The organism is Allobosea sp., from assembly GCF_048595345.1.
In the GTDB taxonomy this organism is placed as follows: Bacteria; Pseudomonadota; Alphaproteobacteria; order Rhizobiales; family Beijerinckiaceae; genus Allobosea.
Genome location: NZ_JBMDWH010000120.1, coordinates 1 through 15,303, shown reverse-complemented (window position 1 = coordinate 15,303; position 15,303 = coordinate 1). Strand labels below are relative to the sequence as shown.

The following is a 15,303-nucleotide window of genomic DNA, read 5'->3' as shown; positions in this document are numbered from 1 at the left end:
CTGCTGCTGATCCTGCTGTTCTCGGTGCAGCTCGGCATCACGCCGGTCTCGGGCCGCATCGCGGTGCAGTATTTCATCGAGCCGGTGACGGGCTTCCTCACCATCGACAGCCTGCTCGCCGGCGATATCGACGCTTTCTGGTCCGCGCTGTCGCATCTCGTGCTGCCGGCGATCGTGCTCGGCACCGTACCGCTGGCCGTCATCGCCCGCATGACCCGCTCGGCGATGCTGGAGGTGCTGGGCGAGGATTACATCCGCACCGCCAGGGCCAAGGGCATGGCCCCGCTCAGGGTGGTCGCGCTGCATGCGCTGCGCAACGCGCTGATCCCGGTCGTCACCGTGATCGGACTGCAGATCGGCACGCTCTTCACGGGCGCGATCCTCACCGAGACGATCTTCTCCTGGCCCGGCGTCGGCAAATGGCTGATCGAGGCGATCAGCCGGCGCGACTACCCGGTCCTGCAGGGCGGCACGCTGCTGCTCGGCATGGTGGTGATGAGCGTCAACCTCTTCGTCGATCTGCTCTACGGGCTGATCAACCCGCGCATCCGGCACGCCCGATGAACCGCCCTTCGATCCGCAGCGCCGAAAGGAGCCTTCGCTCATGAGCGCCGAGACCCTCGAAGCCCCGGCCGTCGCCGCCGCCAGCGGCGCGCCGCCCCACCCCGCCCGCGAATTCTGGAGCTATTTCAGCGCCAACAAGGGCGCCGTCGCCGGCCTCGTCGTGATCGTGCTGGTGCTGGTCTGCGCGCTGTTCGCGCCGCTCATCGCCCCGCACAATCCCGACCTGACCAACAACGCGGTCTTCCTGAAGCCGCCCTTCTGGCAGGCGGGCGGGTCGCTCTCCTACCCGCTCGGCACCGATGCGATCGGCCGCGATATCCTCTCGCGGCTGATCTATGGCGCGCGGCTCTCGCTCGTCATCGGCATCGCGGTCGTCGCGCTCGCCATCGTGATCGGGGTCGTGCTCGGGCTTGTCGCCGGCTATTTCAAGGGCATCGCCGACATCGCGATCATGCGGCTGATGGACATCCTGATGACGATGCCGAGCCTGCTGCTCGCCATCGTGATCGTCGCCATTCTCGGCCCCGGACTGATGAACGCGATGCTGGCGGTCGCCATCGTGGTGCTGCCGCATTACGTCCGTATCACCCGGGCCGCGGTCATCACCGAGGCGAGCAAGGATTATGTCGTCGCGGCCCAGGTCAGCGGGGCGCAGCGGCTGCGGCTGATGTTCTCCGAGATCCTGCCCAATTGCGCCGCGCCGCTGATCGTGCAGGCGACGCTCGGCGTCTCGACCGCGATCCTCGATGCCGCCGCGCTCGGCTTCCTCGGCCTCGGCGCGCAGCCACCGACACCGGAATGGGGCACGATGCTGGCCGATGCGCGCGAATTCGTGCTGCGCGCCTGGTGGGTCGTCACCTTCCCCGGGCTCGCCATTCTGATCACGGTGCTCGCCTTCAATCTGCTCGGCGACGGTCTGCGCGACGCGCTCGACCCCAAACTGAAGCGCTGATCCCATGCCCCTTCTCGAAATCGAAAATCTCAGCGTCGAATTCCCGACCTCGCAGGGCATCATGCGCGCCGTGGACGGGGTGAACCTCACCCTCGACGAGGGCGAGATCCTCGGCGTCGTCGGCGAATCCGGCTCCGGCAAGAGCGTCACCATGCTCGCGCTGATGGGCCTCGTCGCCTATCCAGGCCGCGTGCGCGCCGACAAGCTCCGGTTCGACGGGCGCGACCTCCTGACGATGTCCGCGCGCGAGCGCCGCCACCTCACCGGCAAGGATGTGGCGATGATCTTCCAGGAGCCGACGACCAGCCTGAACCCCTGCTTCACCATCGGTTTCCAGCTCGCCGAGACGCTGAAGAAGCATGAGGGCATGGACAGCAAGGCGGCCAAACGGCGCTCCATCGAGCTGCTCGAACAGGTTGGCATTCCCGCCCCCGAGAGCCGCCTCAAGGCCTTCCCCCACCAGATGTCGGGCGGCATGAACCAACGCGTGATGATCGCGATGGCGATCGCCTGCAATCCGCGCCTCTTGATCGCCGACGAGCCGACCACCGCGCTCGACGTCACCATCCAGGCGCAGATCCTCGATCTCCTGATGTCGCTCCAGAAGGAGCGCGACATGGCGCTGGTGCTGATCACCCACAATATGGGCGTCGTTGCCGAGACCGCGCAGCGCATCATGGTGATGTATGCGGGACAGATCATGGAAGAGCGCAAGGTCGACGACCTGTTCTCCAACCCCCAGCATCCCTATTCCGCCGCCCTGCTCTCGGCCCTGCCGGAGCGCAGCGAGAACGCGACGCGGCTCGCCACCATCCCCGGCATGGTGCCGGGCCTGCACGACCGGCCGAAGGGCTGCCTGTTCAGCCCCCGCTGCGCCTATGCGACCGAGCATTCGCGCCAGGTGCGGCCGGAGCTGCGGCCCTGGATGGACGGCAAGGTGCGCTGTCATTACGCGCTGGGCGATCCGCAGCGCGAGGCCGAGCGCGCCCGCGACGAAGGCCGCCTGGCCACGGAGGCCGCACGATGAGCGATCTCGTCATCGAAGCCCGCGAGCTGACACAGATTTATCCGGTCAAGCAGGGGCTGTTCAGGGCGCCGGCGCAGCTGCAGGCGGTCAACAAGGTGTCGTTCTCGGTCGCGGCGGGGCGCACCCTCGCCATCGTCGGCGAATCCGGCTGCGGCAAATCCACCCTCGCCCGCATGGCGACGCTGATCGAGAAGCCGACCTCGGGGGCGCTGACCATCGATGGGCGCGATGCAGTGAACCCGCCGGACGACCAGCGTCGGCACCTGCGCCGCACTGTGCAGTTCGTCTTCCAGAACCCCTATGGCTCTCTCAACCCGCGCAAGAAGGTCGGGACGATCCTCGAGCAGCCGCTGGTGATCAACACCAAGCTGAGCAAGGCCGAGCGCGAGGAGAAGGTGCGCGCGATCATGGCCAAGGTCGGCCTGCGCCCCGAGCATTACAACCGCTATCCGCACATGTTCTCCGGCGGCCAGCGCCAGCGCATCGCCATCGCCCGCGCGCTGATCCTTTCGCCGAAGCTGGTGGTGGCGGACGAGCCGGTCTCGGCGCTGGATATCTCGATCCAGGCGCAGGTGCTGAACCTGCTGGCCGACCTTCAGGAGGAGCTGAAGCTCGCCTATCTCTTCATCTCGCACGATCTCGGCGTCGTCCGGCACATCGCCCATGACGTGCTGGTGATGTATCTCGGCAATGCGATCGAGCATGGGCCGAAGGAAGCGATATACGCCCGCCCGCTGCACCCCTACACGCAGGCGCTGCTGGCCTCGACCCCGCGGGTCGACGGCGGCAAGCGCGAGCGGATGATCCTGCGCGGGGAGCTGCCCTCCCCGCTCAACCCGCCCAAGGGCTGCGTCTTCTCGACCCGTTGCCCCTTCGTGACGGATCGCTGCCGCGCCGAGCGGCCGGAGAAGCGCGAGATCGACGGGCGGCTGGTAGCCTGCCACTACGCCGAGGATTTCCTGGCGAAGGCGGCGGCCTGATATCAGGCGTCATGCTCGGGCTCGACCCGAGCCTTTCAGAAACCAGCGCCTCCGTCATTGCGAGGAGCGGAGCGACGAAGCCATCCAGGGGCGGCAGAGCGCTAAGTCCCCTGGATGGCTTCGCTGCGCTCACAATGACGCAGAGCGACGTCAAATCCCCTTCGTCACGCCGCCATCGACCCGGATGTTCTGGCCGGTGATGTAGCCGGCATCGGGCGAGAGCAGGAAGGCGACCGTGCCGGCGATCTCGTCGGCGCTGCCATAGCGCTGCATGGGGACGGTGACGCGGCGGGCGTCGGTCGCCGGCAGGCTGTCGATCCAGCCGGGCTGGATGTTGTTGATGCGGATGTTGTTGGCCGCGTACTTGTCGGCGAAGATCTTGGTGAAGGTGGCGAGGCCGGCACGCGCCATCGCCGAGGTCGGGAACATGTCGCTCGGCTCAAAGGCCCAGGCGGTCGAGATGTTGACGATCGCGCCACTGTTCTGGCGCTCCATCACCGGCGTCACCAGCCGGATCGGCCGGACGGCGCTGAGAAAGTAGACGTCGAGGCCCTTCTGCCAGTCCGCATCGGTGAGATCGAGGATCGGCGCGCGCGGCCCGTGGCCGGCGCTGTTGACCAGCGCATCGACGCGACCCCAGCGGTCGAGCGTCGCATCGACCAGCCGCTTCACATCGTCGTTCGACTGGTTCGAGCCGGTGACGCCGAGCCCGCCGAGTTCATTCGCCAGCGCCTCGCCCTTGCCGGATGAGGACAGGATCGCGATCTTGTAGCCGTCCCTGGCCAGGCGCCGAGCGACCGCGGCCCCCATGCCGGAGCCTCCGGCGGTGACGATCGCGACTTTGTCCATGAGGTCTCTCCAGATGCGATTCTGGAGAGACGCTACAGCAGGCCGAATTCACAGGGAACCGCGCGGTCATCCTGGACCAGCGGCGAAGCCGCGCCGGTCCGGGATGACGAGAGGTTGGTGAGCGACATCAGCGCCGCTCTCAGGCCCAACCCTCGCCGATCTGCCTGATGGCGATGCGGTCGACGAAGGGCGCGTCGGCCCCCTCGTGGCGGATCTCGATCTCGCCGCCGCGAACCGCGAAACGGATCAGCGTCGCGCCCTCGCCCTTCCAGTCGGTGGTCTCGCCGTCATCCTCGTAGAGTTCGCCGGTCGCGCCCTCGATAAGGCCGCAGACCAGAACCTCGCGCAGATCGTCGATGCCCTCGGGGTTGCCGAGTGGGATCAGCGCACCGGCCCGCACGAAGAGCGGCAGGCGCCCGAGCGGCGCGGCGACGGTCGCGACCGCACCGCCCTCGAAATGCCTGCCGTCGTGCCAGTCGTACCAGCCGCCCTCGTGCTCGGGCAGATAGACGCTGCGCTCGGTGGCGCCCTCCTCCAGCACCGGCGCGACCAGCACGTCCGGGCCCAGCATGAAGGCGTCGTCGGTCGCCGTGGCGGTGGCGTCCTGCGGGAAATCCCAGAGCAGCGGGCGAATGGCCGGGGTGCCGTCGCGGCTGGCGCGCCACATCAGCGTGTAGAGATAGGGCATCAGCCGGTAGCGCAGCGCGATCGCCTGGCGCACCTGCGGCACCATCTCCGGATACATCCAGGGCAGGTTGACGACGCCGTCGTCGTTCCAGGAGTTCATCACCATGCGCGGCCAGAGCGCGCAGAACTCGTTGAAGCGCACGAAGAGCTCGGGACCGGGGGTCGGGCCGTGGAAGCCACCGACATCGTGGCCGATCGAGAACATCCCCGAGAGACTCATATTGAGCCCTTGCGTCAGGTTGTAGCGCAGCGTCTTCCAGGCGGTCTCGTTGTCGCCCGACCAGGTCTGGGCATAGCGCGAGAGGCCGGCGCAGCCACCGCGGGTGATCGAGTACTGGCGCTTGCCCGGCTGGCGCTGGGCCTGCGCCTCATAGGACAGCTTGGTCATCAGCAGCGGCTGGGCAGGGCGTGCGAGCGCCTGGCGGAAGGGGCGTCCATCGCCGTCGCAGAGGGCGTCCTCGTCCCAGATCTCGTATTCGTTGTTGTCGTTCCAGACGACGCTGAAACCGTAATCGAGCAGGGCGGTCTCGATGCCGTCGCGCCACCAGGCGCGACCCTTCGGGTTGGTGTAGTCGAGATGGAAGCCGAGCCCGTCCCAGAACTGCGCGACGGCCGGCTTGCCGGTGTCGCCGTCCCGAACGAGGAAGTCGCCGTCCAGCGCCTCCTGTAGGCGCGGATGGTCGTCGAGCAGACAGGGCTTGAGATTGGCGACGGTGAAGATGCCGGCCTCGTTCAGCCGCTGCATCGTCGCCTTGGGATCGGGGAACTTGTCGCGGTTCCAGTTGAAGGCGTAGCGGCGATGGCCGATCTGCGTGTAGCCCGAGCCGAAATGGAAGCTGTCGCAGGGAATGCGATGGGTTTCGAGCTTGCCGATGAAGTCGCTGATGCGGGCATCGGCGTCGGGCGCGTCGGCGATCGCCATCGAGGTGACGCCGAAGCCGAAGGACCAGAGCGGCGCGAAGGCGTGCCCGCCGGTCAGCCAGGAGAAGCGCCGCACCACATCCGGCACGGTCGGCCCGGCCATGACGTAATAGTCGAGATCGCCGTCATCGCCTTTCCAGGAGCGGAAGAGGCCATGGTAATTGTCAAGCGTGCAGCCGAAATCGACGCTGCTGGTGGAGAGGTTGTCGTAATAGATGCCGTGAGCGCCGGCCGGGCCGTCGACGATGAAGAAGGGCAGCATCTTGTAGAGCGGGTCGGAGAGTTCCGCGTCGAAGCCGCAGGGATCGACCGCGTCGATGGCGAAGCGGCGGCCGGTGCGGTCGAGCGGGCCGGCCTTGTCACCGAGGCCGTAATGGCGCTCGGTATAGTCGCGGGCCATGAAATGGGCGAGCGCGCCGGTGCGCGGCGAGACCAGATAAGCCTGCGTCGTTCGGTCCTCCAAAAACGGCTTCTCCTCGCCGGCGCGGAACCAGGCGATGCCGAAGGGCGACAGGGTGACCTCGGCGGTCAGATGCCCGGCGGTGACGGAAACCTTGCCGTCACCCTCCTTCACCAGGCTGCGGGGGCAGGAGAAGCCCTCGATGCTGTCGCGCGGGCGACCCTCATAAGGTGGTTCCAGACCGCCGGGGGCGATCGACCAGCCGCGATCCAGGCGGTAGCCGTCCGAGGGCTTCAGCGTCACGCGGCCGATATCGCCCTCGAGGATGCGTACGGCCAGGGTGTAGCCGAGCCCGAGATCGAACAGGGCGGCTTCGCCGTCGCGGCCGGCATAGCGACCTTGAGTGAGGGCTTTCATGGGTTGGTCTCCGAACCTGATATCATGCGCGTCTCCGCCCCGGGGAGCCGGGATCCGGACCTGAACCGTTCCGGCACGGCTCCCGGGTCCGCGCTTCGCTTCGCCCGGGAGGGCGGCGCGTAGGGATTAAGAGCGAACGGCTTTGCCCGCCTCGTCGAACAGGTGCAGGCGCTCCTGCGGGAAGGCGAGGTGGACGGTTCCGCCGCGCTCATGCGGGCTCTGGCCGTCGAGGCGCAGCGTGATCTGCGGCAGGCCGGCGACGGCGCCGTAGAGATAGCTTTCGCCGCCGAGGCGCTCGACCAGCTCGATCGTCAGCGGCAGGCCGTCCGCCTGCGCCAGCGCAAGATGCTCGGGGCGAATGCCGAGCGTGACCTTGGCGCCGGCGGCAAGGGCAGCGGTCGCGCAGGCGATCTCATGCCCGGCCTCGCCCAGCGCCACGCGGCCCGGCGCGACGACGCGGCCGGGCAGCAGGTTCATGCGCGGAGAGCCGATGAAGCCGGCGACGAAGAGATTGTCGGGGCGGTTGTAGAGATCGAGCGGCGTGCCGACCTGCTCGATGCGCCCGCCCTGCAGCACCACGATGCGGTCGGCCAGCGTCATCGCCTCAACCTGGTCATGGGTGACGTAGATCATCGTGCCGCCGATTTCGGCATGCAGCGCGGCGAGTTCCTTGCGGGTCGCCACGCGCAGCTCCGCGTCGAGATTGGAGAGCGGCTCGTCGAACAGGAAGATCTTGGGATCGCGCACGATCGCACGGCCGATGGCGACGCGCTGGCGCTGTCCGCCTGAAAGGGCCTTGGGCTTGCGCTCCAGATAATCGGTCAGCCGCAGCATGACGGCGGCGCGGCGCACGCGCTTGTCGATCTCCGGGCGGGCGAGGCCCATATTCTCGAGCGCGAAGGCCATGTTCGCGTAGACGCTCATATGCGGATAGAGCGCATAGGACTGGAACACCATGGCCAGCCCCCGCTCGGAGGCCGGCAGGCCTGTGACGTCGATGCCGTCGATGGCGATGGTGCCGCCGGTGATCTCCTCCAGCCCCGCGATCGAGCGCAGCAGGGTGGACTTGCCACAGCCCGAGGGGCCAACGAAGACGACGAACTCGCCATCTTCGACCGCAAGGTCGATGCCGTGCAGCACCGTGGTGGCGCCATAGGCCTTGCGGACGGCGGAAAGGGTCAGGCCGGCCATCTATTTCATTCCCGTATTGGCGATGCCGGTGGTGATGAAGCGCTGCAGGAAGACGAAGACGAGCGCCACCGGGAGCAGCGTCACCACGGTCATGGCGAGCAGATAGTGCCACTGCGTCTGAAGTTCGCCCTGAAAGGCGTTGAGCCCGATCTGGAGCGTGTAGGATTCGGTCTTGGTCAGCACCGCGAGCGGCCAGAGGAACTCGTTCCAGCGCCACATGATCGAGAAGATGGCGAGCACGGCCAGCGCCGGCAGCGCCAGCGGCATGACGATGCGCCAGTAGATCTGCCACTCCGAGGCCTTGTCCATGCGCGCGGCCTCGATCAGGTCGCGCGGAAGGGTCAGCATGTATTGGCGCAGCAGGAAGACGCCGGTCGGCGTCGCGGCGCCGGGCAGGATGACCGCCCAGAGAGAGTTGACGAGCCCGAGCTTGGTGACGACGAGATAGACCGGCACCAGGATGATCGTGATCGGGATCATCAGTGTGCCGATCACCATCAGCATCACCGCCGTCTTGCCCCTGAACTCGTAGATCGACAGCGCATAGGCCGCCATCGAGTTGATGATCAGGGTCAGGATCGTCGCGACCAGCGTCACGAACACCGAGTTCCAGAGAAAGCGCGTAAAGGCGAAGCGCTCCAGCGGCTCGGTGTAGTTCTCGGTGGCGAGCTTGAATTCACGCACGGGGGTACGTTTGTCGATCGGCACCCGGATCGTCTCGCCGGGCCTGGCGGGATCGATCATCTGCGCCTGGATGCCGATGCGGCGAAGCTGCGCCAGAACGCGCTTGCTGCCGTTCGGCATCTCGACCTCGAACAGCGGCAGCGGCTGCGCCTGGCCGGGAACGACCACCTCCTTCTGCGACATCGGCAGCAGCGAGGGTGGAAACTCCAGCAGACCCGCCTGCGTCTTGAAGGAGGAGATGCCGAGCCACAGCACCGGGCCGAACATCAGCACCACACCGAGCGCCAGATAGGCGTAGGCCGCGATATCGGTCCAGTGCCAGCGGCCGGGCTTGCGGCGGGCGGTGGCGAGCTTGGCGACGAGGCTCATGCGGCCCCCTTGCGGCGGCTGACCGCGAGCTGGAGCAGCGTCAGCGCGAAGAGCACGACGCCGAGCACCACCGAGGCGGCGGCCGCGAGCCCGAAATTCTGAACCTGATTGGCGAAGGCGGTCTCGTAGATGTAATGCACCACCATCAGCGTCGCGGTGCCAGGCCCGCCACCGGTCAGCACGAAGACCTCGTCGAAGGTCTGCACGCCCTTGATCAGCGCCAGAACGATCACGACGATCATGTTCGGCCAGAGCAGCGGCAGGGTGATGCGCCAGAAGACGCGCCAGCGCGGCGTCGCATCCATTTGCGCCGCCTCGTAGAGATCGGCGGGGATCGCCTGCAGGCCGGCGAGCAGGATCAGCGTGTAGAAGCCCATATGGGCCCAGATCGAGACGAAGACGACCCAGAACATCGCCCAGGACGGATCGACCAGGAACAGGATGCGCTCGCCGCCCAGCGAGGTGATCGCGGCGTTGAGCAGGCCGTCGCGCTGGAGGATCCATTTCCAGGTCAGCGCCACCACCACCGGCGAGAGCAGCACCGGGAAAAAGTAGACCGCGCGGAAGAAGCCGCGCGCCCGGATCTTCATGTTGAGCACGATCGCGGTCAGCAGCGAGAACAGCACCATCGCCGTCACCTGGAACAGCGTGAACCGCATGGTGTTGTAGACGCCGCGCCAGAAATGGTCCTCGCGGCAGGAGCCGGGATCGAGATAGGAGCCGCAATCGAAGAGATAGCCGTATTGCTGCGCGCCGACATAAGGCCTCTCGCTCGGGAACAGGCCGGCGCCGCCCGTGACCGAGAAGATGACGTTGATAATCAGCGGCAGGAAGACGAAGAGCGCGAAGAAGGCGAGATTGGGCAGCAGGAAGACATAGGCCATGCGCCGCTCGCCGATCAGGCGCTGGAGCGCCTGCATCGGCCAGTCGATCAGGCGCATAAGCAGCGCGAGCGGGCGAGAGAGCAGGCCGGACCCGCCCGCGCTCGCGGATGTCGTGCCCGATGCCATGAGCCTTACTTCTTGCGCTCGGCGATCTGCTGGGCGACGTCCGACTCGATACGCTTATAGGCGTCGTCGAGCGAGGTCTCGCCCGAGATCGCCTGGCCGAGACGGCTGATCACGGCGTTGAAGATCACGCGGTTATTGACATAGCCCTGCAGTTTGTAGGCGGTGGGCGAGATCTGCGCGACCTGATCGGAGAAGACCTTGAGCGCGGCCTTGGCCGGGCCGCTCGCCGTGGCGTAGTCCAGCCCTTTGGCGGCGATGCCGAGATGGCCCGGCACGAAGAGCGAGCGGGCGTAGAACTCGCTCAGCACCGGCTCGCTGGCGAGGTAATCCATCACCTTGGCGACGGCCTCGGGGCTCTTGGTGGTCTTGATCGCGACCAGCCCAGCACCGCCCGGCATCGGCGAGCAGCCGCCCGCGCCGCAGGGCGAGGGCACGGCGACCCAATCGAAGGCGTCGCCGACCGTCTTGTCGAACTGGGCGATCTGCCAGGAGCCGGACTGGTACATCACGACCTGGGCGTTCTTGAACTCGTCATTGGCGCCGCGATAGGCGGTGCCGGAGACCGAGCCCCAGAGCTCCTTCTTCATCGTGCCGTTCTGGTGCCAGTCATAGACGAGCTTGGCACCGCGCCTGAAACCCTCGTCGACGACCGCCGGTTCGCCCTTGTCGTCGAAGACCTTGGCGCCTTCGGAGACCGCGACCGAGAAGAAGCGGTGGCCGGAGCGGTCCATCGCCACCGGGAACGGGGCCTGCACCTTTTCGGCAACGGCCTTGGCCGTCTTGCCCCACTCCTCCCAGGTCGCCTTGGCGCCGGGCATGGCGATGCCGGCCTGCTCGAACAGCGTCTTGTTGACGAACGGGCCGGTGACGGTCAGCTGCGTCATGAAGCCGGTGATCGCGCTGGAATCGCCCTCCGGGCGCATCCAGGGCAGGAACGGCCCGAAATTCTTCTCCCAGTAGCCGGCGTCCTTCAGATAAGGGCGCAGGTCCAGCGCATAGCGGGCGATGCCACCCAGATCGACGACGCGGGCGATGTCCGGCCCCTGGCCGGAAGCGAGCTGGACGGGCAGGTTCTCGGTGATCGCCTTGTAGGGCACCTGGTCGAGCACGACCTTGATGTCCTTGTTCTGCGTCTCGAAACGCTTCAGAAGATCGGTGAGAACCTCGCCCTCGTTGCCGTCGGAATACCAGGCGATACGCACCGTGGTCTGGGCGAAGGCGGCGCTGCCGGCCATCAGGCCTGCGGTCAGCGCGAGCGCGGAAATCCAGTGCCTGGCCTGCATCTGCGTTCCATCCCTTTGCGTGGTGGCACCTCCACGGGCGCCTTGGCTGGAACTAAGGCAAACGTTTGCCTCTCTTGTCAACGGGGCTTTTGCAAGGTCATGCTACAGTGATGGATTCTGTGAAGCCTGCCGAGGCGGACATGGCGGCGCAAGCCGGCAAACATTCGAGAACGGCATCGCTGGCGACGGTGGCCCGCGATGCGGGCGTGTCCGTCGCGACGGTGTCGCGCATCGTCAACGGCCAGAGCGGGCGCGCCTCGGCCGAGACGGTGGCGCGCGTCGCCGAAGCGATCGAGCGGCTCGGCTACCGGCCGAATCCGGTCGGACGGGCGCTGAAGCGGCGCGCCAGCCGCGTCGTCGCGATGCTCGCGCCCAATCTCGACAATCCGGCCATGGCCGCGATCGCGGTTTCGACCGAGGCGGCGCTGCGCGCCGCCGGCCATGTGATGATCCTGTGCGACACCCATGACCGCCCGGATCTGCAGGACGATTACCTGCAGGCGATGCGGGACCAGTTCGTCGCCGGCTATGTGATGGTCAGCGCCGTGCGCAGCAAGGGGCTCGAGCAGGCGGTCGGTCGGGGGGACCCGGTGGTGTTCGTGGCGCGGCGCAACCCGTTGGGCGGGGGCTCCTTCGTCGGCATCGACGATTACGCCGCCGGCGCCGATGCGGCCGAGCTGATGCTGGCGCGCGGCGTCGAGCGGCCGGCCGTCCTGATGGCAACGCAGAACGTCTCCAGCACCGCCCAGCGCGCCGCCGGCTTCATCGAGCGGCTGGTCGCGCGCGGCGTGCCGCAGGCCGCGATCCGCCAGGCCAGCGCGCCGGGGCTGTCGCATATCGAGATCGGGTATGCGGCGGCGCGCTCGCTGGGGCCGGCCGGTGGCTGGCCGGACGGCGCGCTCTGCGTCAGCGACATGATCGCCTATGGCGCCTACCGGGCCGCGAACGAAGCGGGCATCGCCATCCCACGCGACTGCATGCTGCTGGGCGTCGACGGCAATCCGATCAACCGCTGGATCGCGCCCTGGCTGACTTCGATCCGCATCCCCTACGAGGCCTTCGGCGAGCCGATCGTCCAGCAGCTACAACGGCAATGGGGCGGGCAAGAGACCGCGGCGATCCATCTTCGGCATGAGGCGGCGGCGCCCGACCAGAGCCCCGCCTTCGCGGAGCGGCCTCGGGGTGCGGCAGCCTGAAGCGGGCTATCGCATCGGACCGAAAAGTGGATACCGCTTTCGGAAACATCCGATGCTCCAGCACGATCTCAGGGCATCGTGACCGCGTCCCTTCGGATGCGCGATGGTCCAGGCTCTGGCCGGCGCGCCTCCGATCGTGTCAGATGCAACCATCGCCGCAGGACAGGCCCGGATGACGCTCGCTCTGCTCAGACGCATGCTGGCCCCGCGTTCGGTGGCCGTGATCGGGGATGGGTCGGCCTGCGGCACGATCGCGAGCGCCATCGCGGGAGGGGCGTATCGCGGGCGGTTCGTCGCTGCGGCCACGGCGGCCGAGCTGCCGCCGGGCTGCGATCTCGTGATCCTGTCGGCTGCCGATGCGGCGCCGGCCCTGCCCGATCTGGCGGGGCGCGATTGTGCCGGGGTGCTGGTGCCCGATGGCGGGCCGGCGGATGCGGCGGCCCTGGCGGCGGCCGCGCGCAAGGCGGGCCTGCGGCTGATCGGGCCCGATGCGCTGGGCCTCGTCGCGCCGCGCCTGTCCCTGCTCGCGACGCCCCTGCAGGCGCTGCCTCCGGCCGGCTCGCTGGCCCTCGTCGCGCAGTCCAATTCCGTCGGGGCCGGCATCGTCGCCTGGGCGGCGCGGCGCGGCATCGGCCTCTCCGGCGCGGTGATGCTCGGCGAGGGCCCCGATGTCGACATCGCCGAATGCCTCGATCATTTCGCCAATGACGGCACGACCCGGACCATCCTGCTGGCGATCGACGAGGTCACGGAAGCAGGGCGCTTTCTCTCGTCAGCCCGGGCGGCGGCGCGGCTGAAGCCCGTCCTGGTGCTGAAGCCGCCAGGGCTGCCCAAGGAGGAGCCCGCTCTCACCCATGCGGCGCTGATCGTCACGAGCGACGCGGCCCATGACGCGGCCTTCCACCGCGCCGGGCTGCTGCGCGTCAGCGATCTCGACGAGCTCTTCGCCGCGGCCGAGACGCTGGGACGGGCCCGGTCGGCCGAAGCCGGGCGCCTCGCGATCCTCGGCAATGGCGGCGGGCTCGCCGCACTCGCCGCCGGGCGCCTGCGTCAGCTCGGCGGGGTGCCCGCGCGCGCGCCGGTGCGCGTGCGAAGCGCCGCAGACTATCGCGCCGAGACCGCCGCCCTGCTCGCCGAGCCGGAGGTCGATGCCGTGCTGGCGCTCAACGCGCCGGTGCCGCCGGACACACCGCCGGAGTGCGCCGAGGCGGTGATCGCGGCCCGCCGGGACAGCGGCTCGGGCAAGCCGGTGCTCGCGGTCTGGCTGGGTGGTTCCGAGGCGGTGGCGAGCCAGTTCGCCGCGGCCGGCATCCCGTCCTTCTCGACCGAGGCGGAGGCCGTGATCGGCTTCCGGCATCTGACGCGGCATGCAAGGCTTCAGCGCGAGCTGATGGCGACGCCGCCATCCAGCACGCAGGACCGCCCGCCCGACCTTGCCGCCGCGCGCGCGATCATCGGCCGGGCGCTGGTACAGGGGCGCCACTGGCTGGGGCCGGAGGAGGTCAGCGATCTGCTCGCCCTCTTCGCCATTCCGATGCTGCGGCCCGTCGTGGCACCGGACGCCGAGGCGGCGGCGGTCGCGGCACGGCCCCTGCTGGCGCAGGGCCTGACGGTCGCGCTCAAGATCGTCTCGCCCGACGTGCCGCACAAATCCGATGTCGGCGGCGTCGCGCTCGATCTCGCCAGCGAGGAGGCCGTGCTGCGCGCGGCGGCGCGCATGGCGGAGAGGCTGCGCGAATTGCGGCCCGGCGCCCAGTTCGACGGCTTCTCGATCCAGCCGATGGCGCATCGGGCGAAGGCGCGCGAACTGATCGCGGGCTTCGCCACCGATCCGCGTTTCGGCCCCGTCATCATCTTCGGGCGTGGCGGCACGGCGGCCGAACTGATCGCCGACACCCATGCCGCCCTGCCACCGCTCGACATGGCCTCGGCCGAGCGGCTGATGTCCCGCACGCGGGTCTCGCGTATCCTGGGAGCCTATCGCGATGTCCCGGCGGCCGATCGCGACGCCATCGCCGCGGTGCTCGTGGCGCTGGGCGAGATGGCCTCGAGCCTGCCGGAGATCCGCGAGGTCGATCTCAACCCGATCCTCGCCGATGCGAGCGGGGCGGTGGCGGTCGATGCCCGCATCGTGCTGGAGCCGGACCCGGCCAAGCGCCGCCGGCCCGCGATCCGGCCCTATCCGTCGAGTTGGGCGCGCGCGCTTCCGCTCGGCCAGCGCCACTTCGCGGTCCGGCCGATCAAGCCGGAGGATGAGGGCGCGATCGCCGCCATGCTGAAGCGCGTCACGCCGGAGGATCTGCGCCTGCGCTTCTTCGCACCGGTGAAGAGCTTCAGCCATATCTTCCTGGCGAAGCTCACCCAGCTGGATTACGCGCGCGAAATGGCCTTCATCGCCTTCGACGAGGCGGATGGGGATGCGGCCGGCGTGGTGCGCCTGCATGCCGACCCCGACCATGTCGCCGCCGAATACGCGATCCTGCTGCGCTCGGACCTCAAGGGCATCGGCCTCGGCCGGGCGCTGATGCTGCTGATCATCGAATGGGGCCGGGCCGAGGGGCTCGCTTTGATCGAAAGCCAGGTGCTGGCCGAGAACGGGCCGATGCTGGAGCTCTGCCGCAGCCTCGGCTTCGCCGTCTCGGTCGATCCGGAGGACAGCTCCGTGCGCCGCGTGGCGCTCGATCTCACAAAGCCGGCCGCCTGATCAGGCGCCGACCTTGGCGAGCACATCGGCGCGCAGGAAGCGCTCGATGAAGAGCATGAACAGCACCGA

12 protein-coding genes are annotated in these 15,303 nt (G+C 68.3%); 6 read left to right on the top strand and 6 right to left on the bottom strand.

Features of this window, described 5'->3' with window-relative positions:
• The 4 genes from ACOJTB_RS11940 to ACOJTB_RS11925 all read left to right on the top strand — a co-directional run.
• On the top strand, window positions 1–564 hold a 564-nt coding region (locus ACOJTB_RS11940), incomplete at its 5' end, for an ABC transporter permease subunit (protein WP_420102742.1).
• A 40-nt stretch (window positions 565–604) separates the two neighbouring features.
• The gene (locus tag ACOJTB_RS11935) at window positions 605–1,516 is read left to right on the top strand and encodes an ABC transporter permease subunit (protein WP_420102741.1); all 912 of its coding nucleotides are present in this window, start codon (window positions 605–607) and stop codon (window positions 1,514–1,516) included.
• Between the two features lie 4 nt (window positions 1,517–1,520).
• A complete protein-coding gene (locus tag ACOJTB_RS11930) occupies window positions 1,521–2,543 on the top strand; it encodes an ABC transporter ATP-binding protein (protein ID WP_420102740.1) in 1,023 nt (340 codons plus the stop codon).
• Window positions 2,540–3,523, top strand: coding sequence for a peptide ABC transporter ATP-binding protein (locus ACOJTB_RS11925; RefSeq protein ID WP_420102739.1), 984 nt, complete (start codon window positions 2,540–2,542; stop codon window positions 3,521–3,523). The genes ACOJTB_RS11930 and ACOJTB_RS11925 overlap by 4 nt, the downstream gene beginning before the upstream one ends.
• Window positions 3,524–3,673: 150 nt before the next feature.
• Here the strand turns inward: ACOJTB_RS11925 and ACOJTB_RS11920 are convergent, their stop codons facing one another.
• From ACOJTB_RS11920 to ACOJTB_RS11895, 6 genes are all read right to left on the bottom strand, one after another.
• Entirely contained in the window at window positions 3,674–4,372 is a 699-nt protein-coding gene (locus ACOJTB_RS11920) for an SDR family oxidoreductase (protein WP_420102738.1), read from the bottom strand.
• Window positions 4,373–4,511: 139 nt separating this feature from the next.
• Entirely contained in the window at window positions 4,512–6,797 is a 2,286-nt protein-coding gene (locus ACOJTB_RS11915; RefSeq protein ID WP_420102737.1) for a glycoside hydrolase family 31 protein, read from the bottom strand.
• A gap of 126 nt (window positions 6,798–6,923) precedes the next feature.
• Window positions 6,924–7,988, bottom strand: a complete 1,065-nt coding sequence (locus tag ACOJTB_RS11910) for an ABC transporter ATP-binding protein (RefSeq protein ID WP_420102736.1) — start codon at window positions 7,986–7,988, stop codon at window positions 6,924–6,926.
• Complete coding sequence (locus ACOJTB_RS11905; protein WP_420102735.1) at window positions 7,989–9,041, bottom strand: carbohydrate ABC transporter permease; 1,053 nt, start codon at window positions 9,039–9,041, stop codon at window positions 7,989–7,991.
• Window positions 9,038–10,051, bottom strand: coding sequence for a carbohydrate ABC transporter permease (locus ACOJTB_RS11900; RefSeq protein WP_420102734.1), 1,014 nt, complete (start codon window positions 10,049–10,051; stop codon window positions 9,038–9,040). The genes ACOJTB_RS11905 and ACOJTB_RS11900 overlap by 4 nt, the downstream gene beginning before the upstream one ends.
• 5 nt (window positions 10,052–10,056) lie before the next feature.
• Window positions 10,057–11,334, bottom strand: coding sequence for an ABC transporter substrate-binding protein (locus tag ACOJTB_RS11895; RefSeq protein WP_420102733.1), 1,278 nt, complete (start codon window positions 11,332–11,334; stop codon window positions 10,057–10,059).
• 110 nt (window positions 11,335–11,444) lie between these two features.
• Between ACOJTB_RS11895 and ACOJTB_RS11890 the strand changes: the two genes are divergently transcribed.
• Together ACOJTB_RS11890 and ACOJTB_RS11885 are read left to right on the top strand one after the other, a co-directional pair.
• A complete protein-coding gene (locus ACOJTB_RS11890) occupies window positions 11,445–12,530 on the top strand; it encodes a LacI family DNA-binding transcriptional regulator (protein WP_420102732.1) in 1,086 nt (361 codons plus the stop codon).
• Between the two features lie 172 nt (window positions 12,531–12,702).
• A complete protein-coding gene (locus ACOJTB_RS11885) occupies window positions 12,703–15,234 on the top strand; it encodes a bifunctional acetate--CoA ligase family protein/GNAT family N-acetyltransferase (RefSeq protein ID WP_420102731.1) in 2,532 nt (843 codons plus the stop codon).
• Window positions 15,235–15,303 lie beyond the last annotated feature (69 nt).